This is a genomic window from Sorangium sp. So ce834 (genome assembly GCF_051521425.1).
Classification (GTDB): domain Bacteria; phylum Myxococcota_A; class Polyangia; order Polyangiales; family Polyangiaceae; genus Sorangium; species Sorangium cellulosum_D.
On record NZ_CP150351.1, the window covers coordinates 1 to 18283 of the forward strand.

12 protein-coding genes are annotated in these 18283 nt (G+C 73.5%); 5 read left to right on the forward strand and 7 right to left on the reverse strand.

Annotation, left to right across the window (positions count from 1 at the left end):
- The gene (gene dnaA / locus WMF20_RS00005) at positions 1-1416 is read left to right on the forward strand and encodes a chromosomal replication initiator protein DnaA (RefSeq protein ID WP_020464715.1); all 1416 of its coding nucleotides are present in this window, start codon (positions 1-3) and stop codon (positions 1414-1416) included.
- Between the two features lie 103 nt (positions 1417-1519).
- Here the strand turns inward: dnaA and WMF20_RS00010 are convergent, their stop codons facing one another.
- From WMF20_RS00010 to grpE, 3 genes are all read right to left on the reverse strand, one after another.
- Entirely contained in the window at positions 1520-5443 is a 3924-nt protein-coding gene (locus WMF20_RS00010; protein ID WP_437609522.1) for a serine/threonine-protein kinase, read from the reverse strand.
- Between the two features lie 120 nt (positions 5444-5563).
- A complete protein-coding gene (gene dnaK / locus WMF20_RS00015) occupies positions 5564-7426 on the reverse strand; it encodes a molecular chaperone DnaK (RefSeq protein ID WP_437609524.1) in 1863 nt (620 codons plus the stop codon).
- 189 nt (positions 7427-7615) lie between these two features.
- On the reverse strand, positions 7616-8200 hold the full coding sequence (gene grpE, locus WMF20_RS00020) for a nucleotide exchange factor GrpE (protein ID WP_129572373.1): 585 nt from the start codon (positions 8198-8200) through the stop codon (positions 7616-7618).
- A 297-nt stretch (positions 8201-8497) separates the two neighbouring features.
- On the opposite strand from grpE, the gene WMF20_RS00025 reads away from it, so the two are divergent.
- Positions 8498-9748, forward strand: a complete 1251-nt coding sequence (locus WMF20_RS00025) for an aspartate aminotransferase family protein (protein WP_437609527.1) — start codon at positions 8498-8500, stop codon at positions 9746-9748.
- Position 9749: 1 nt separating this feature from the next.
- Positions 9750-12176 carry an HAD-IC family P-type ATPase gene (locus tag WMF20_RS00030; protein ID WP_437609529.1) on the forward strand — a complete coding sequence of 809 codons (2427 nt, stop codon included), beginning with the start codon at positions 9750-9752 and terminating at the stop codon, positions 12174-12176.
- Positions 12177-12208: 32 nt separating this feature from the next.
- Here the strand turns inward: WMF20_RS00030 and WMF20_RS00035 are convergent, their stop codons facing one another.
- The 3 genes from WMF20_RS00035 to WMF20_RS00045 form a co-directional block, all read right to left on the reverse strand.
- A complete protein-coding gene (locus WMF20_RS00035) occupies positions 12209-12721 on the reverse strand; it encodes a Fur family transcriptional regulator (protein ID WP_020464720.1) in 513 nt (170 codons plus the stop codon).
- Between the two features lie 138 nt (positions 12722-12859).
- Positions 12860-13930 (reverse strand): hypothetical protein, encoded by a 1071-nt coding sequence (locus WMF20_RS00040; RefSeq protein WP_437609531.1) that lies wholly within the window; start codon positions 13928-13930, stop codon positions 12860-12862.
- Between the two features lie 70 nt (positions 13931-14000).
- Positions 14001-14795: a hypothetical protein gene (locus tag WMF20_RS00045; protein WP_437609533.1), complete on the reverse strand. Its 795-nt coding sequence runs from the start codon at positions 14793-14795 to the stop codon at positions 14001-14003.
- 305 nt (positions 14796-15100) lie between these two features.
- Here WMF20_RS00045 and hrcA point away from each other — a divergent pair, with 305 nt between their 5' ends.
- A complete protein-coding gene (gene hrcA, locus WMF20_RS00050) occupies positions 15101-16144 on the forward strand; it encodes a heat-inducible transcriptional repressor HrcA (protein ID WP_129572378.1) in 1044 nt (347 codons plus the stop codon).
- On the opposite strand, the gene WMF20_RS00055 is transcribed toward hrcA, so the two are convergent.
- On the reverse strand, positions 16137-17210 hold the full coding sequence (locus WMF20_RS00055) for an RluA family pseudouridine synthase (RefSeq protein WP_437609535.1): 1074 nt from the start codon (positions 17208-17210) through the stop codon (positions 16137-16139). The two genes, hrcA and WMF20_RS00055, sit on opposite strands and share 8 nt — an antisense overlap.
- A gap of 187 nt (positions 17211-17397) precedes the next feature.
- Between WMF20_RS00055 and WMF20_RS00060 the strand changes: the two genes are divergently transcribed.
- Positions 17398-18267: a response regulator transcription factor gene (locus WMF20_RS00060; protein ID WP_129572379.1), complete on the forward strand. Its 870-nt coding sequence runs from the start codon at positions 17398-17400 to the stop codon at positions 18265-18267.
- The last annotated feature ends 16 nt before the right edge of the window (positions 18268-18283 follow it).

Here is an 18283-nt window from a genome sequence, read left to right on the forward strand (position 1 = left end):
ATGACGATTCCGAAACACGAGCCGCGCGAAGTCTTCGATCGGGCGATCGAGCATACGCGGACGCTTTCCCCCGCGACCTTCGACCAGTGGTTCGGGGGAGTTCAGTTCGATGATCTGACCGACGGCGTCCTTACGCTGCGTGTCCAGAACGAGTTCGTCCTCGAGTGGGTCAGGGACAACTTCCTGCCGGCGCTGACGGACAAGATCCGAGAGCTCACCGGCTGGTCGGTCCAGGTGGCGTGGACGATCGATCAGAACCTCGACTCGCCGATCGCCCAGCGCGTGGAGCTGACCCCGGTGCGTCCGCGGGCGCTCGTGGTGCGCCCGACGAGCGCGGCGCCGGCGCCGGCGCCCCGCCCCGAGCCGTCGCTCCGGCGCGTCCCGTCGATGCCGGACGACCTCAACCCGAAGCACACCTTCGCGAGCTTCGTCGTGGGCCCGTCGAACCAGCTGGCGCACGCCGCCGCGATCGCGGCGGCGGGCGGCGGGGGCCGCCGGTACAACCCGCTCTTCATCTGCGGCGGCACGGGGCTCGGCAAGACGCACCTCATGCACGCGATCGCGCACCGCGTCTTCGAGGGCAGGCCGGAGGCGCGCATCATCTACGTCTCGGCCGAGAAGTTCACGAACGACTTCATCACGGCCATCCAGCACCACAGGATGGACGAGTTCCGCGCGCGGTACCGGTCGAGCTGCGACGTGCTGCTGGTCGACGACATCCAGTTCCTGGCCGGGCGCGAGCAGACGCAGGAGGAGTTCTTCCACACGTTCAACGCGCTCCACACGCTCGACCGGCAGATCGTGGTGACGAGCGACAAGTACCCCCAGAACCTCGAGCGCATGGAAGAGCGCCTCGTCTCGCGGTTCTCCTGGGGGCTCGTCGCCGACATCCAGGTGCCGGAGCTGGAGACGCGCGTCGCGATCGTCCGGAACAAGGCGGCGCTCGAGGGCATCGCGCTCACCGACGACGTGGCGCTCTACCTCGCGCAGATGGTCCGCTCCAACGTCCGCGAGCTCGAGGGGACGCTGATCCGGCTGGCGGCCAAGAGCTCGCTCACGGGCCGCCCCGTGGACCTGCCGTTCGCGCGCGCCGAGATCACGGCCACGTCGCCGCCGCGGGCGCAGATGATGAGCGTCGAGGACATCCAGCGCGCGGTGTGCCACCACTTCCACCTGCGCTCGATCGACCTCACGTCGAAGGACCGCCACAAGAGCGTCGCCTTCGCGCGCCACGTCGCGATGTACCTCTGCAAGCAGCGGCTGAAGTGCAGCTTCCCGGAGATCGGGCGGGCCTTCGGCAACCGCGATCACACGACCGTGATGAGCGCCGTCCGCAAGATCGAGGCGCAGCGGGACTCCGATCCGCAGGTCCGCGCCCACCTCGAGGCGCTCGAGAAGAAGCTCGCCGACGAGTGAGCCGCGCGGCGCGCGCCATCGCCGCGGCGCGCGCCATCGCCGCGGCGCGCGCCATCGCCGCGGCGCGCGCCATCGCCGCGGCGGAGGCCGCGCCGCGGGGCGATCAGAGCTCGGACAGCGCGGCGCGCGCGTCGTCGGCGACGAGCTTGTTGCCGTAGGCGGAGGCGAGCTCGAGCACCTCCGCGAGCTCGCGCCGCGCCTCCTCGACCTGGCCCCGCTGCTTCAGGAGCGCGCCGAGCAGGTACCGGCTCTCCAGGGCGTCCGTCCGGTACGAGCGCGCCTCGGCGTAGCGCGCGAGCTCGCGCAAGAGATCGCCGGCGGTGGCCGCGCCGTTCAGGCCGTCGAGGTAGGCGAGGTGCGCGCGGTTGATCGCGACGAGGCGCTCGTGGCCGCTCTCCTCGGCGAGCTCCCTCGACTCGGTGAGCGACGCGTACGCGCGCGGCAGATCGCCGAGCCGCCGGCTCGCGTCGCCGAGGTTGTGCAGCGCGGCGGCGGTCTCGAAGCGCAGGCCCGCCGACCGGGCGAGGTCGACGGCGCGCGCCGAGGTCTCCGCCGCCGCGGCGAAGTCGCGGAGGAAGACGTGGACGAGGACGCGCTGCTTCTCGCGCTCGCTCGCCGCCGCGAGATCGCCCGGGTGGCCGAGCGCCTCCGCCCGGTCGAGCGCGCGGAGCGCCGCCTCGATGTCGCCCGTCGCCGCGCGCGTCTGGGAGATCGCGAGCAGGAGCCGCTCGTCGTCGATGTCGCCCATCGCCTCGAGCTGCTCGACCGCGCGGACCGCGCGGGTGAAATCGCCCGTCCTCACGCCGATCTCCGTCTCGCACGCGAGCGCCTTCCGGCGGAGGTCCTCGCGGTCGCCGGCGAGGGCGTACGCCTCCTCCAGCCGCGCGTACGCGTCGGCGAAGAGGTCCACCGCGCCGAGCGCGCGCGCCACGTCGACGCGCGCCGAGAGCTTCTGCTCCGGGGCGCCGGCGTCGTCGATGCGCCGGAGCGCGCGGGCCGCGACGTCGCCGAGATCGGGCGCGGAGCGCACGCGCACCACGACGTCGGCGAGCGCGCGGAGCCACGCGCAGAGCTCCGCCGGCGAGCGGTGGGCGTGGTCGCCGAGGTCGAGCGCCTGGAAGATGAGCCGGAGCGCGGGGTCGAGCTGGCTCGCGCGGATCTTGTGGAGCGCCGCCCGCGCGTAGAACGTCGCGGCCCGGTCGCGGTCGCCGGCTTGGTAGAAGTGCTGCCCGATGCGCTCGGCGTGCTCGGCGCTGTCCTCGCCGACGACCGCGAGGTACGCCGCCGCGGCCGCGGCGTGCAGCTCCCGGCGGAGCTCCGGCGGGATGGCGTCGAGGACGATCTCGCCGTGCATGGGCGACGCGAAGCCCGCCTGCGCGGGGCCCTTGAGCCGCAGGAGATCGCGGGTCGCGAGCCCGGAGATCGCGCGGTTCACGAGCGAGAGCTTCTGCTGGAGCAGGGCCGCGAGGACCTCGGTCGGCACCGGATCGCCGAGGATCGCCGCGGCCTGGAGCACGGCGCGGTCGCTCGGGTCGAGCCGCCGCACCCGGGTGGCGATGAGCGTGCGCAGCGAGCGCGGCACCGCCGACGCGCCGTCGAGCCGGGCCTTCACCGCGCCGCTCACGACGGTGAGCGCGCCGGAGTCGCCGAGCTCCTTGATGAGCTCCTCGAGGAAGAGCGGGTGGCCGCCGGCGCGCTCGCGGCAGAAGGCGACCACGTCGGGCGGCAGGAACGTCGCGCCGATGCGCGCCGACATGAGGCGCGCGCTGTCGCTGTCCGAGAGCTCCCCGACCCGGATCCGGTAGAAGTGGGGGTGCGCCTCGAGCAGCGGCGGCGGGTCGCTGCGCGTCGCCAGGATCAGCACGGCGCGGAGCCCGCCGGCGCGGCCGGCCGTGGCAAGGAGGGTCTCGGCGGTGAGCTGGTCCATCGCCTGCGCGTCGTCCCAGGCGAAGCAGTGGAGCCGATCCTCGCAGAGGCTCTGCACCATCCGCGGGAAGGCCGCGCGCAGGATCGCGGTCGTCCCCTGCGGCGCCCGCGGGTCGACGAGCGCCGCGCCGAGCTGGCCGAGCACGGCCGCGGACTCGTCCTCGCGCAGGCCGAGCGCCCGCAGCCGCGGCAGCACGGCGCGGATGCGCTCCTCGTCGTCGCCCTCCTGGATGCCGCAGAGCACCTGCAGCATCGCGGTGAGGCCGCTCCACGGCACGTCGGCGCCGTTGTGCGGGCACGACGCGACGTAGACGCCGACGTTGTAGTCGCCCTTCGAGAGCCGCCGCTCCATCTCGGCGAGCAGCCGCGTCTTGCCGATGCCGCGCTCGCCCTGGATGACCGCGATCTGCGCGCGCTTCCTCGTGGCGGCGGCGAGGATGTCGCCGAGCTGCTTGAGCTCGTCGCGGCGGCCGACGAAGCGGCCGTACGCGCCGTCCGGGGGCTCCGCCGAGGTGACCACGCGCCCCCCCTCGGGCGCGGTCCGGCCCGCGCCGGGCAGCTCCTCGGTCGTGAAGGCGTTGCGGAGGACGCGCCAGGTGAGGTGTGACACGGCGACCTGGGACTCGGTCGCGCGGGCGAGCGCCTGGGCCGAGGCGATGAGCGAGGTGAGGCGCTCGTCGCGGATCGGGGCGCCGGCGCCGTCGACGAGGATGCGGGCGAGGTGGATGCCGGCCGAGACCGCCGCGCCCCCGCCGCGCGAGCGCAGGATCACGAGGGCGGCGCGCACCGCGGCCTCGGTGTCGCGGCCGTCGGCGTCGCCGAGCCCGAAGACGGCGACGAGCTGCGGCGCCTCCTGCTCGAGCAGCAGCGCGCCGTAGCGCGCCAGCACCTCGCGGGCCCGGGCGATGCGCTTCGCCGCGTCGTCCTCGGACCCGGTGAAGATGAGCACGAGCGCCGTGACCTCGCGCCGCTCGCCGAGCCCGCGCGCGGCCGGGCTGCTGTCGGCCTTCTCGAGCAGCTGGAGGAGCCCCGACGCCGTGATGCGGCTGCGCGTGCTCGTCGTGTGCGGCACCTCGACCGGCGTGCGGTCGTTGGCCCCGAGCGGCTCCTCCTCGAGCGCGGCGCTCGCCTCGAGCTCGGCGCCCGCCTTCTCCTCGTGGAACGGCTCGAGGAACTCGGCGAGGTCGTTCGCCCCGAACCGCTCGCCGGTCGCGTAGAAGAAGCCGAGGAGGGCCTCGTGCAGCCGCCCGGCGTCGGGGAACCGATCCTCGACGTTCTTCGCGAGCATCGTGCTCACGATGTCGACGAGCGGCCTCGGCACGTCGGGGCGCACGAGCGCGAGCGGCGGGTACTCGCTCGCCTGCAGCCGCCGCATGACCTCGAACGCCGTCGGCGCCGCGAACGGGTTCGAGCCGGCGATCATCTCGTAGAGCACCGTCCCGAGCGAGAAGAGGTCGCTCCTGCCGTCGATGGCGCCGGCGCGCGACTGCTCGGGGCTCATGTACGCGAGCTTCCCGCGGATCCTGCCGGCGCGCTTCTCGCCGACCTCCTCCTCGGTCATCGACTGCGTCGCCTTAGCGATGCCGAAGTCGGTGACCTTCACCTCTCCCTCCCAGGAGAGCAGGATGTTCTGGGGCGAGATGTCGCGGTGGACGATGCCGAGGGGGCGCGACTGCTCGTCGCGGCGCCTGTGGGCGTGGTCGAGCGCCTTCGCGATCTCGGCGGTCATGAAGACGGCCATGGCGAGGGGGATCGGCCGCTTCGACCTCCGGCAGCGGGCGAGCAGCGTCGCCAGGTCGAGCCCGGGGACGTACTCCATCGCGATGAAGTAGCTGGTCGGATCGCCGTTCGGGTGGTCGACGCGGCCGAGGTCGAACACCTGCACGATGTTCGCGTGCGAGAGGCGGACGGCGAGCTTCGCCTCGTGCACGAACATGTCGACGAAGCGCCCCTGCTCGGCGAGCTTGGGGAGGATGCGCTTGATGACGAGGACCTTCTCGAACCCCTCGACGCCGAAGCTCTTGGCCTTGAAGACCTCGGCCATGCCGCCTTCGCCGAGGCGCTCGAGCAAGCGATAGCGTCCGAAGGTCTCGTTCAGCATCGTCGCGTCGAAGCCCCGCGCAGCCTTGCGTCTAGAGCGCGCGCGGCGCTCCGGAGGGGACGGCCTCGGCTCGGCGCGCGCGCCGGCGCTGCCTCACCGGCCCCGCCGCCCGGCCGCGCGTCACGTCTCGACCGCCTTGTTCGCGCCGGCGTCATCGTCCCCTCCATACATCGACTCCGCGATCCGGAACGCCGCCCCCTCGAGGCGCGCGTACGCCGCCCGGAGCGCGTCGAGATCGCCGCCGCCGTCGAGCAGCTTGCGCAGCGCGGAGCACTCGGCCTGGACCTCGCCGAGGAGCTCGGCGTCGAGCAGATCGCTGTAGCCGTCGAGGGCCTGCTCGGTCGTGTAGACGAGGGTCTCGGCCTGGTTGCGGAGCTCGGCGAGCTCGCGCCGGAGCGAGTCGGTCTGCTTGAACCGCTCGCCCTCCGAGACGAGCCGGTCGACCTCGTCCGGCGTGAGGCCGCTCGTCGGGGTCACCCGGATCTCCTGCACCCTCCCCGTCCCGAGATCGCGCGCCTCGACGCGGACGATCCCGTTCTCGTCGATGCGGAAGGTGACCTGGATCTTGGGCAGCCCGCGGGGCGCGGGCGGGATGCCGGTGAGCTCGAAGCGGGCGAGGCTCCGGCAGTCGGCGGCCATCTCGCGCTCGCCCTGGAGCACGTGCACGGGGACGAAGCTCTGGTTGTCGACGCTCGTCGTGAAGATCTCGCTCCGCTCGGTCGGGATCGTGGTGTTCCGCGGGATGAGCTTGAACATCACGCCGCCGCCGGTCTCGACGCCGAGCGACAGCGGCGTCACGTCGAGGAGCAGCACCTCGTCGACGTGCCCCGAGAGCGCGGCGCCCTGCAGCGCCGCCCCGACCGCGACGACCTCGTCGGGGTTCACGCCCTTGTTCGGCTCCCGGCCGAAGAACTCGCGCACCGCCGCCTGCACGGCGGGCATCCGCGTCATGCCGCCGACGAGGACCACCGTGTTGACGGCGGAGACGGGGAGCTTGGCGTCCCCGAGCGTCGCCCGGCAGACGTCGATGGTCCGCCGGATGAGGCTCTCGCAGAGCATCTCGAGCTCGTTGCGCCGCATCGACCGCTCGAGGTGGAGCGGCCCGCCGCCCGGGCCGACGGCGATGAAGGGGATGTTGATCTCGGTCTCGAGCGACGACGAGAGCTCGTGCTTCGCCTTCTCCGCCGCCTCCTTGAGCCGCTGCAGCGCCATGCGGTCGCGGCGCAGATCGATCCCGTGCTTGGCCTCGAACTCGTCGGCGAGCAGGTCGATGATCCGCTGGTCGAAATCCTCGCCGCCGAGGTGCGTGTCGCCGCCGGTCGCCTTGACGCTGAAGACCCCGCTCGCGATCTCGAGGATCGAGATGTCGAACGTCCCGCCGCCGAGGTCGTAGACCGCGATCGTCTCGGCCTTCACCTTGTCGAGGCCGTAGGCGAGCGCGGCGGCGGTCGGCTCGTTGATGATCCGGCGCACCTCGAGCCCGGCGATCCGCCCCGCGTCCTTGGTCGCCTGCCGCTGCGCGTCGTCGAAGTAGGCCGGGACGGTCACCACCGCTTCGGTCACCGGCTCGCCGAGGAACCGCTCGGCGACCTGCTTCATCTGGCCGAGGATCATCGCCGAGATCTCGGGGGGCGAGTAGCTGCGCCCCTTGACCTCGACCCAGGCGTCGCTGTTCGGCGCCTCGGCGATCTTGTAGGGGGCGAGCAGGATCTGCTTGCTGACCTCGGGCGCGCTGAACTTGCGGCCCATCAGCCGCTTCACCGCATAGATGGTGTTCTGCGGGTTCGTGACCGCCTGGCGCCGCGCCACCTGCCCGACCAGGCGCTCACCGCTCGCGGGAAAGCCGACCACGGAGGGGGTCGTGCGCGCGCCTTCGGCGTTCGGGATCACCCGCACGTCGTTGGCCGAAGCGACCCCTGCCCCTTCGACGACCGCCACGCACGAGTTCGTCGTCCCGAGATCGATGCCGATCACCTTCCCCATATGCGGCGAAAGATACTACAGGCCTGGATGCTCGCTGGGTGGGGAGACGACCGTGGCGCCCGCGATATTTGGGGAGATCGTGCGGCGAGGTGGCGGGGCACAGCAGATCACGGAGCGGGCCACCGCCATGATGCGCACGAGGCAGGCGGTGTGCGCCGGAGGGAGCCGGCGCGCTGCGCAGCGGGAAGCTCAGCTCGCCGCGGGGGCGGCTTCGCCGGGCGAGCCCTTCGAGACGACGACCATCGCCGCGCGGATCAGGTAATCGCCCAGCATGTATCCCGGCTGGACCTCCGCGATGACGACGCCGGCCGGGTGCTCGGTCGACTCGATCTGCTGGATGGCCTCGTGCACGCTGGGATCGAAGGGCTTGCCGACGGCGGCGATGCGCTTGATGCCCATGCGATCGAGCGTGTCGACGAACTGCTTGGCCACGATGCGCACGCCCTCGGCGACCGACTTCACGTCGGGCGCGCTCTCCGCGTGGGTGGCGGCGCGCTCGAGGTTGTCGAAGACCGGGAGCAGGTCCTTCAGGATCGACTCGCGCCCGCGGCGCTGCGCCTCTTCGGCCTCGCGCCGGGAGCGCTTCCGGAAATTGTCGAAATCGGCGGCGGTGCGCAGCAGCTGCTCGCGCACCCGCGCGGCCTCGGCCTGCGCCTCGCCGAGCTTTTCTTCGGGGGTGGGGGCTCGCTGCTCCGCGGGCGCTGCGCGTTCCGCCTGCGCCTCCGCCGTCTCCCCGGTGTTCTGGCTCGACCCATTTTGTTCCGAATCGCTCATAGGACGGCCGGCACTATAGCCAGCCGCGATCCGCTGGCAATCGCCAGGCCGAAGGTCGGTCCGCGGCGGGCGAGCGCCGGCGCGCCTCGTCAGCAGCGCGCCGCGCCTCGCCGAGACCGGCCCCAGGCGCTTCGGGACCGGCCCGGGGCGCTCCGGGAACGGCCGCGGGCGCAGACCTGCCTCGGACGCTCGCGGGCGGTCGCTCCGGACGCGCGTTTTGCCCGGGTCTCAGCGATCCGCGGTCGGCCGTGCATCCACCGTTTGCTCCGACCCCCTGCCCGGCGTTAGATCGCCCCCATGAGCATCGCCCCCAGCCCCGCCGGCGCACCAGCCCCGGCGAACGCCAGCTCGCCGCTCCTCGCGGCGCAGAAGCACCTCCTCGGCAACTACCGCCAGCCCGCGTTCGTCCTCGACCGCGGCCGGGGATGCGAGCTCTTCGACACGGATGGGCGCAGGTATCTCGACATGTGCGCGGGGGTGGCGGTGGCCTCGCTCGGGCATGCTCACCCGCGGCTCGTGGCGACCATCGCCGAGCAGGCGGGCCGCCTCATGCACGTCTCCAACTATTTCTTCAACGCGGAGAACCTCCGCCTCGCCGAGGAGCTCTGCGCGAAGACCGGCTTCGACCGCGCCTTCTTCTGCAACTCGGGCACAGAGGCGAACGAGGCGATGCTCAAGCTCGCGCGCCGCCACTTCTTCAACCGCGGCGAGACCGAGCGCTACCGGATCATCGCGTTCGAGAACGCGTTCCACGGCCGCACCCTGGGCGCGGTCGCCCTGACCGGGACGCCGAAGTACCGCGAGGGCTTCGGCCCCTCGCTCGCGGGCGTCACCCACGTGCCCTACGGGGACGCGGCCGCGGTGCGCGCCGCCATGGGCCCGGACGTCGCGGGGATCCTCGTGGAGCCGGTGCAGGGGGAGGGCGGCGTCCTGCCGGCCCCTGCCGGGTTCCTCGCCGAGCTGCGGCGCATCGCGGACGAGCACGGCGCCCTGCTGCTCCTCGACGAGGTGCAGACCGGCATCGGGCGCACGGGGCACTGGCTCGGGGCGACGGTCGACGGCGTCCAGGGCGACGCGGCGGCGCTCGCGAAGGGGCTCGGCGGCGGCTTTCCGATCGGCGCGCTGGTGCTGCGGGAGCGGCTCAACGGCGCGCTGCCCCCGGGCTCGCACGGCTCGACCTACGGCGGCAACGCGCTCGCCTCCGCCACGGCGCGCACGGTGCTCGCGGTCATCGAGGAAGAGAAGCTCTGCGAGGCCGCCCTGAAGCGCGGCGAGCAGCTCGGCCGCGGCCTCGCCGCGATCGCCGCGCGGCTGCCGGGCGTGTGCGCCGGCGAGCGCGGGCGCGGCCTGCTCCGCGGGCTCATCCTCGCGCCGGGCGTCGACGCGCGCGCCGCGCTCGGCCGCGCGCGCGACCGGGGCGTGCTGCTCACGATCGCGGGCAGCAACGTGCTCCGGTTCACGCCGCCCCTCATCGTGAGCGAGGCGCAGATCGACGAGGCCCTGGCCGAGGTCGAGGCCGCGCTCGCCGAGACGCCGGCTGCGGGTTGAGGTGGCCGCCTCGCGCGCAGCCGGGCCCGCCGTCGCGCCCCTCCCGTGCTCGGGCTGCAGCAAGCTGATCGATCCGCTCCGCGCAGGGCACGTCGCGATCTTCGATCAGCGCTTCCATTACTTCTGCAACGCCCGGTGCCGCCACGTCTTCCTCGGCGAGGCCTCGCCGGCGCCGGGCGACGCCCGGCCGTCTGGCCCCGCCGCGCACGGCGCGCCGCTGCTCGGCGCTCCCGCCCGCGGGATCTCGCCGGCCGCGCCGCCGGTGGCCGCAGGGCCGCACGCCTCGGCGCCGCGCGCCGAGCCCGCGCGGGCGGGCGCGGACGACGGCGCCGCGCGCCTCGCCGATCTCGACGCGCCGATCGTCGACGCGTTCCCGCCCGTGTCGCTCGACGAGAAGCTCCCGGACCTGCCCGTCCTCGACGACGACCGCGCGCTGCTCGAGCCCATCGGGAACACCATCCTGAGCGAGGAGCCGCAGCGCTACGAGGCGGTCGAGGCGCGGGACATCGGCGCGCTCCTGCTCGTGCTCGCGATCATCGCGGGGACGCTCGCGGTCGCGCTCACCCTCGCCGGCGACGCGAAGCTCGTCATCGGCGCGCGCATCGTGCTCGCCACGGTGAGCGCGGGGATGCTCCTCGGCCGCGCCGCCACGACCGCGCGCGACGCCACGGACCCGCACCCGGCGCCGATGCTCGCCCCCGTCCTCGGCGGGCTCGTGGCCGCGGTCTGGGCCCTCTTCGGCGAGGATCGCGCGCTGGCGGCCGAGGCCGCCTCGCTCGCGGGCGTCATCGCCACCGCCAGCGCGATCAGCGCGTGGCTCATCGAGAGCGCCCGCCACCGCGTGTTCGCGGAGCGGGCCTGGATCGCGTCCGTGCTCTCCACGCCGGCGCGCCGGCCGCACGTCGCGTGGGCGCCGAGCCCGGCGCCCGCCGACCGAGCCCTGCCGCGCGGCGATGACGGCGCGGCCGAGGGCGAGCTCTACGAGCTGCGGCCGGGCGAGAGCGCCCAGGTCGACGCGGGGGACGTCGTCCCCGTCGATCTCGTGGTCACGGGCGGCGACGTCGAGGTGCTCCCCTGGATCGGCGCGACCACGCCGGCCCGCCGCCGCGACGGCGACCCCGTCGTCGCCGGGGCCACCGTGGTCCGGGGCCGCCTCGTCGGCGCGTGCACCTTCTCCGGCGGCGATCGCGCGGTCGCGCGGGTGCTGCTCGACGTCCGCCGGCGCGCGGACGCCCTCGCGCCCATCGCGCAGGCCTCCCGCGCCTTGACCGAGCGCTGGGCGATCGGCGCCGCGGTGATCGGCGCGCTCTCCGCCTTCGTCGCCGGCAGGACGCCCGTCGAGATCGCGATGACCGCGGCCGCCGTGCTCGCCGCGCTGGCCACGGCGATCACGGCCTCCATCGCCTCGGTGCACGTCGCTCGGGGCATCCTGCTCGGGCTCCGCCGGGGCATCGTCTACAAGAGCGCCGACGCCTGGGATCGCGCGGGCAAGGTCTCGGTCGCCGTGTTCTGCGCCCGCGGCACGCTGCTGCTCGGCGAGCCCGAGCTCGCGGAGCTGGAGGCGACCGGCCAGAAGCTCACGCCGAGCGACGTGCTCGCGCTCGCCGCCGGGGCCGAGCGCACCGAGGAGCACCCGGTCGCCACGGCGATCGTGCGCGCCGCCCGCGTCCGCGGCCTGCGGCCCGACGGGGTGCGCAACCCCAACTTCCACCCGGGCCTCGGCGTGACGGCCGTCACCTCGTCCGGCGAGGATCTCTGCGTCGGCAACCGCGCGCTCATGCTCGAGCAGCGGATCTCGATCGCCGCGGCCGAGAGCCGCGTCGCCGAGCTCGAGGCGCTGGGGCGCACCGTGGTCCTCGTCGCGGTGGGCGCGCGACTCGTCGGCCTCATCGGCCTGCAGGACGGGCTGCGCCCCGGGGCGCGGGCCGCCATCCAGCACCTGCTCGACGCGCAGGTCGAGCCCGTGCTGATGTCGGGCGACGCGCGCGAGACGTGCGAGGCGATCGGCCGCTCGCTCGACATCGACCACATTCGCCCCGAGGTGCTCCCCGCGGATCGCGGCGCCGAGGTGCGGCGCCTGATCGACGCGGGCACGAGCGTCGCCGTCCTCGGCCACGCGGGCGTCGACGACGCCGCGCTCGGCGCCGCGGACGTCTCCGTGGCGCTCGGCGCGGCCGGCGCTGCGCCCGCCGACTTCTCCGTCGTCCTCGCCTCGGACGACGTCCGCGACGCCGCGCTCTCCCTCGCGCTCGCGCACCGCACGCGCCTCGAGGCGCGCGTCGGTCTCGCGCTGAGCGTCGCCCCGGCGCTCGTCGGCGCCGCGGTGATCTCCGCGTTCGTGCTCCCGCCGGCCTATGCCCCCATCGCCTCGCTGCTCGGCGGCGTCATGGCCGTCGTCCACGCCCGCGCGCTCGACGCGAAGAGCTGAGCGCGGCGCGGCCGGCGGCGCCGCGCCTCGGGCTACGAGATGCCGGACGCCGCGTCCTTGGAATCGCGGCAGTCCAGGCAGACGCCGTACATCTCGTGCTTGTGCCAGGTCACCTCGAAGCCGTACTTCGCGGCGATCTCTTCCTGGAGCGCCTCGATGCGCGGCTCCTCGAACTCGATGATCTTGCCGCAGCTCACGCAGATGAGGTGGTCGTGGTGCGCGCTGGCGTCGTCGGCCAGCTCGTAACGGCTGAGGCCGTCGCCGAAGCGGCGCTCGGAGGCCACGCCGCACTCCGCGAGCAGCTTGAGCGTCCGGTACACGGTCGCGTACCCGATGCCGCGGTCGTGCGCGCGCACTTCCGTGAGCAGGTCCTCGATGGTCATGTGCGGCGCGCCCGAGAAGAACGTGTCGACGATCAGCCGGCGCTGCGCCGTCGACCTCAGCCCCTTCTTGGCCATGTACGCCTGGAGGCGAGCCCGCAGCCGGTCGAGGGCAACTTTGTCGACGTGGGTCACGTTGTCCCCCTCTCTTGCAACGACGGCCATGACGAGTTTATCCCGTTCGCGGCGAACCGCGTCAAGGCCGGCGACCGCGCCTGCTCGACGCGACCCGCCCGTTGCGGCCGTGTCCCCGTCGCTACGCGCGCGTTCCTTGCCGCGTTCCTTGCCGCGTTACTTGCCGCGTTACTCGCCGACCTGCGCCATGTAGCTGACCTGCGCGGCCGAGCCTCCCAGGGGGCTCAGCAGCGTGACGGGCGGCGCGACGAGCCCGGCCGCGGCCGTGTTGTCGATGACGACGTAGTAGAGGCCCGGGCGCAGCTTGTAGCGGCGCGTCTCGACGATCCCGGGCTGGAGCGGGCCGCCCGCCTGCACCGGGCCGGGCGGGGGGCCGAGCGGCTTGCCGGTCTGGTAGGCCTCGCGCCACGCGTCGCCCGTCAGCTTGTCGACGATCATGATGTCCACCGGCGCGCCCTGCACGCTCACCTTGAGGTAGAGCGCCTGGTCCGCGTCGGCGACCTCGAACGGCCCGAGGTAGTCGCGCTGGTGCGCCTGCACCTCGACGACCTCGTTCGCGAACGTATACCGCTCGTCGTCCTCCACCTCGAACGGGTGGTGCGGCCGCTGCGGCGGCATGAGGATCCCCAGCGTGAAGTCCTTCCCGGTCTCCTCGTTGTAGAGGACGGTGAACCCGCGGGTCATCTCGCCCGCGACGAGCTGATTGCCGATCAGGTTGGCGATCCCGCCGAACGGCGCGACGTTCGCCATCACGTCGATGACGGGGTTCTCGACGTAGCCGAGCTGGAAGCTCGGGCCTTGCACGATCCGGTTCAGCCGCCCCCACACGTAGACGTCGTCGCCCGCGATCTGGAAGTCGGGCCGGTACTCGACGGAGGTGGTGAGGGAGAAGCCCACCCGCTTGGCCGGCTGCATGTAGCCGTACCCCGTGCCGGAGATGTGCACGGTGACCGTCTGGGCGGAGTCGTTGACGTCGTACGAGCACTGCATCGGGAAGAACCGCCCGATGCTCGACGATCGGTCCTGGAGGCGCAGCGAGACCCCGCTCTTCAGCATCTCGGGGCAGATCTTGCTGGCGCCGAAGTTCGAGAACAGAAACCAGCGGAGGCCGGGGCTCGCGTTCACGGGGCCGCTGACGCAGGGGCAGCCGACGAACGTGAACGACAGCGCGAGGGCGGCGAGCGTCAGCGCCGCCGAGGCGGCGGACGCGCGGGGGCGCGGGGAGCTTCGTGCGGGCACGCGGGGTAACATAGCGGGTCGACCTCGGGGCGAGAGCGGGTTTGCGCCCGGGAGGGCCGCCCCTCCCGGATCAGCGCACGAGATGCCATTGGACGCCGGGGGTCACCTCCAGATGCAGGTGGTTTTTGTGCGCCCGGTCGTAGTTGGGCGTGAGGATCGACGTAAAGATGTGCTGATCCGCGGCCTCGCACACGATGGAGCGCAGCTCGCGCGCCGCCGCGTCCGCGGGCGGGCCGCCGCTCGCGCCCCCGCCGGCCGCCCTGGGCCGCCCGGTCGCCTTGGCGCCCTCGCCGCACACCGGCGCGCCGCGCCTGCCGACGAAGTCGCGCTCGACGTCGAGCCACTCCTCCGCGAACCCGTCGCCGGCGCGCTCCTTGACGAACCTGTAAGCATCGATGGCGAGCCCGCCCGGGTGCCTCGTGCCCAGCTTGCCCTCGGGCCACATCCTCGACGGAGGCCGCCAGGCCGAGTACATCAGCACCTCGACGACGTCGTGCACGCGCAGGATCCGGCTGAAGTCCGAGAGCGCGAGCGCGAGGCGGCAGTCGAAGACGTCGTTCGGGTTGTCCGCGCGCCGGTGAGCCGGCAGCGCCGTCCGGTAGAGGACCCCGCCGACCCCCTGCGTCAGCCGCACCGGCGCGAGCACGCCCGGCGCGCGCGGCACCGGCTCGAACGCGATCTTCCGCCGCGCGAGCGCCGCGCGGCACTGCTCCGCGCTCATGGCCGCGTAGCGCGCCGACGGGTGCTTGGCCCAGTCCTGGTGGAACCGCACCTTCGGCTTGCCCTGGGCGCTCGGCGCGGCGGCGAGCGGGCCGAGGGCGAGGGCGAGGGCGGCGGCGGTGGCGGCGTGGCGTACGGACGGCATCGTTGGCGGGGACGGCCTCCGGCGCGGCGAGGTGCCCGCTGGAGCTGAAGAAGTGAAGAAGGAGGAAGGCCAGGGACCAGCGGCTATGCCGAACCCTCGGGCGCGGCGGCGGCGCCCATCCTACCGCGCCATTTGACCGGGCCGCGCGATCGCCTCAAAATAGCTCTCATGCGCATCCGTGGGCCCAGCGCCCGCATGCGCGTCTTGACGTATGGGAGCGAAGGTCCGGCCCGCATGGCTTCCCGGTCCGGGCGGTCCCTGGTCCAGGTGGCCACAGCGGCGCGCACGCGCCGCCTGCAGTTGACATGGGAGATGTTTCCAATCGCGCTCGAAAGATCCTTTTCGCCGCGGTCACCGAGTTCATCGCGACGGGCGACCCCGTAGGCAGCAGGACGCTCGCGCGCAAGTACGGGCTGGATCTCTCGGCTGCCTCGATCCGCAACGTGCTCGCGGACCTCGAGGAGGCCGGCTACCTCCACCAGCCGCACACCTCCGCGGGCAGGATCCCGACCGACCGCGCGCTCCGGCTGTTCATCGACGCGCTCGTCGAGCTCCGGTCGCTCTCCCCCGCGCAGCAGGCCGAGCTCAGCGCCAGGTTCGCCGAGATCTACGCCGTTGCGAGCGACCCGCTCCGCGAGACGGGGCGCTACCTGTCGGAGCTGTCGGGCGCCGCGGCGGTCGTCGCGGCGCCGCGGGCGGAGATCCGCGCCCTCGGGCAGCTGCGCTTCATCCCGACGAAGCCCGGGCAGCTGCTCGCGGTGCTCGTCTTCGCCGACGGCTCGGTCGAGAACCGCTTCATCTCGATCGACGAGGCGATCAGCGAAGGGGAGCTCACCCGGATCCACAACCTGCTCGCCGACGTCATCGAGGGGCGCACGCTGGGCGAGATCCGGGACCTCTTCGCCCGCCGCCTCGCCGACGAGCGCCTCCAGATCGACGCGCTGAGGCGCCGCGCCTTCGAGCTCGGCAGCAAGGCGACGGCCGACGTGACGCGGCGGAGCGAGGTGGTCATCGAGGGGCAGAACCGCCTGATCGATCTGCCCGAGTACGCCGACGTCGACCGGCTCAGGAAGCTGATGAAGGCGCTCGAGGAGCGCGAGGAGCTCGTCGATCTGCTCGATCGCACCCTCGCCGCCGGCGCGGGCGAGGTCACCGTCTTCGTGGGCAGCGAGGCGGGCGACCTCGGCGGCGGCCAGCTCAGCCTCGTCGCCGCGCCGTACATGGAGAACGGGCGCGTCGCCGGCACCGTGGGCGTGCTCGGCCCGACGCGGATGGACTACGCGAAGGTGATGCCGCTCGTCGACGCGACCGCCGCGGCGATGAGCGAGGCGCGCGGCAAGGTCAGGTAGCGTCCTTCCGGCGCGGCTCGCGGAGCCGCTCGAGCACCTCGTCGAAGTCGGCGGGCGGCGGCGCCTGGAAGCGCATCGGCCGGCCGTCGGCAGGGTGGTCGAAGCCGAGCTCGACGGCGTGGAGCATCAGCCGCGGGGCGGGGATCTTCGGCCCGCGGTAGTCCCGCACGTAGACCGCCTCGCCGACGAGCGGGTGCCCGGCCTCGGCGAGGTGGATGCGGATCTGGTGCGTGCGCCCCGTCTCGAGGCGGCAGGCGACCAGCGTCGCGCCCGCGGCGCCGGCGGCCTCCTCGGGCCCGCGGAGCGCCTCGATCGGCTCGACGTGCGTCACCGCGAGCTGCCCCTCGCGCCGGCCTCCTCTGGCCGAGCCGCGCAGCCCGTCGCCCCGATCCTCGACGAGGTAGCTGCGGTACGTGCCGCGCGCGACGGCGCCGTGCGCGAGCGCCAGGTACTGCCGGTGCATCGCGCGGACGCGGAGCTGCTGGGCGAGGTGCTTCTTCGCGGCGAGCGTCCGCGCGAAGACGAGCAGCCCGCTCGTCCCCTTGTCGAGGCGCTGCACCACGCCGAGCGGCGCCCGCCCGCGCAGGCGGTCGCGCCGGGCCAGCACCTCCCGCACCAGCGCGTCGAGCGTCGCGGCCTGCTCCGCGGGGTCCTCGTCGCCGTAGGGGATGGTGCTCACCCCGGCGGGCTTGTTCACCACCACGACGCTCGCGTCCGCGTAGACCACGAGCTCGCCCTCGAGCTTGCGCCGCCGCACCGTCTCGGGCCGCGGCGCGTGCAGGCGGACCTCGATCAGCTCCCCGCTGAGCACCCGCCGCCGGGCGCTCGTCGCCACCGCGCTCCCGACGAGCACCTTGCCGGTCTCGATCAGCCGGCGCGCGTCGGACCACGAGACCGACGAAAGCTCCCGGACGGCCCCGTCGAGCGGCCGCCGGTCGAGCGCGGCCGGCACGGTCCAGCGGCCGTCCTGCGGGGGGCGCACCGGGGCGGCCGGGCCTTCGTCGATCGGGTCGGCGGCGTCCTGGGGGGGGTGAGGGGGCGGGGCGGCGGGGCGGCGCGGGCGCATGAGGGCTCGTGGGGGGCGCCTCGGCCCCGCCCACCGGCGTGGGACCGGGCTCTACCGGCGCGGAAAACGCACATCCGCGGGGCCCGCGGGGGCGAAATACACCGCGAATGTTGACACATCGCGCGACCGGAGCCGAAGATATCCAGAGCCGTCATCGCTTTCTCGCCATCTGAGAGGAGACCCGTTCGTGGCCAGCACCCTTCTCGCCGTAGACGACAGCGTGACCATGCGCAAAGTGCTCGAAATCACCTTTGCGGGTCAGGATTTCCGCGTCGTGACGGCGAGCAGCGCCGACGCTGCGCTGCAGAAGCTCAAGAGCGATAAACCCGACCTGGTGATCGCCGACGTCACGCTCGAGCCGAAGAACGGCTACGAGCTGTGCAAGGCGATCAAGCAGGCCTCACCGGCGACGCCCGTCCTGATCCTGTCGTCCAAGCAGAACCCGTTCGATCCCGCGAAGGGCTCGAGCGCGCAAGCCGACGACCACATGGACAAGCCGTTCGACACGCAGCAGATGATCGACAAGGTCAAGAAGCTGCTGGCGTCGCGCGGCGAGGCGAAGCCCGCCGCCGCGGCTCCTGCTGCTGCGACGCCCGCGCCCGCGCGGGCTCCCGCCGCAGCGCAGCCCGCCGCCGCAGCGCAGCCCGCCGCGGCGCAACCTGCCGCCGCGGGCGCGAGCCCGCTCCAGCGCGCGAAGACGCTCATCTACACGCCGAACGCGCCCGCCGCCACCACCGCTGCGCCGGCCCAGGCCTCGGTCAAGACGGCGCCCGGCGGCGCGGCGAACGTGCCGGTCACGACGACGATGGCCTTCTCGCCGACGCCGGTGTCCGGCGTGCCGAAGACGGCGTCCGGTCCTGCGGCGGTCGCGGCCACCGCCTCCGCGCAGGTGAACGGCCAGATGGCGAGCAAGCTCGAGGGCCTCGGGCTCACCTCCGAGCAGGTCGAGGCCGTGATGGCGCTGTCCCGCGACGTCGTGGAGCGCGTCGTCTGGGAGGTCGTGCCGGTCCTGGCCGAGACGATCATCAAGGAAGAGATCGCGCGCCTGACGAAGTAGCGCGCCGCGGCCGTCG

Excerpts from the sequence above, each read along its gene's own strand:
- dnaA (WP_020464715.1), top strand. The coding sequence starts at position 1 with ATGACGATTCCGAAACACGAGCCGCGCGAAGTCTTCGATCGGGCGATC.
- WMF20_RS00010 (WP_437609522.1), bottom strand. The coding sequence starts at position 5,443 with ATGCTGAACGAGACCTTCGGACGCTATCGCTTGCTCGAGCGCCTCGGC.
- dnaK (WP_437609524.1), bottom strand. The coding sequence starts at position 7,426 with ATGGGGAAGGTGATCGGCATCGATCTCGGGACGACGAACTCGTGCGTG.
- grpE (WP_129572373.1), bottom strand. The coding sequence starts at position 8,200 with ATGAGCGATTCGGAACAAAATGGGTCGAGCCAGAACACCGGGGAGACG.
- WMF20_RS00025 (WP_437609527.1), top strand. The coding sequence starts at position 8,498 with ATGAGCATCGCCCCCAGCCCCGCCGGCGCACCAGCCCCGGCGAACGCC.
- WMF20_RS00035 (WP_020464720.1), bottom strand. The coding sequence starts at position 12,721 with ATGGCCGTCGTTGCAAGAGAGGGGGACAACGTGACCCACGTCGACAAA.
- WMF20_RS00045 (WP_437609533.1), bottom strand. The coding sequence starts at position 14,795 with ATGCCGTCCGTACGCCACGCCGCCACCGCCGCCGCCCTCGCCCTCGCC.
- hrcA (WP_129572378.1), top strand. The coding sequence starts at position 15,101 with ATGGGAGATGTTTCCAATCGCGCTCGAAAGATCCTTTTCGCCGCGGTC.
- WMF20_RS00055 (WP_437609535.1), bottom strand. The coding sequence starts at position 17,210 with ATGCGCCCGCGCCGCCCCGCCGCCCCGCCCCCTCACCCCCCCCAGGAC.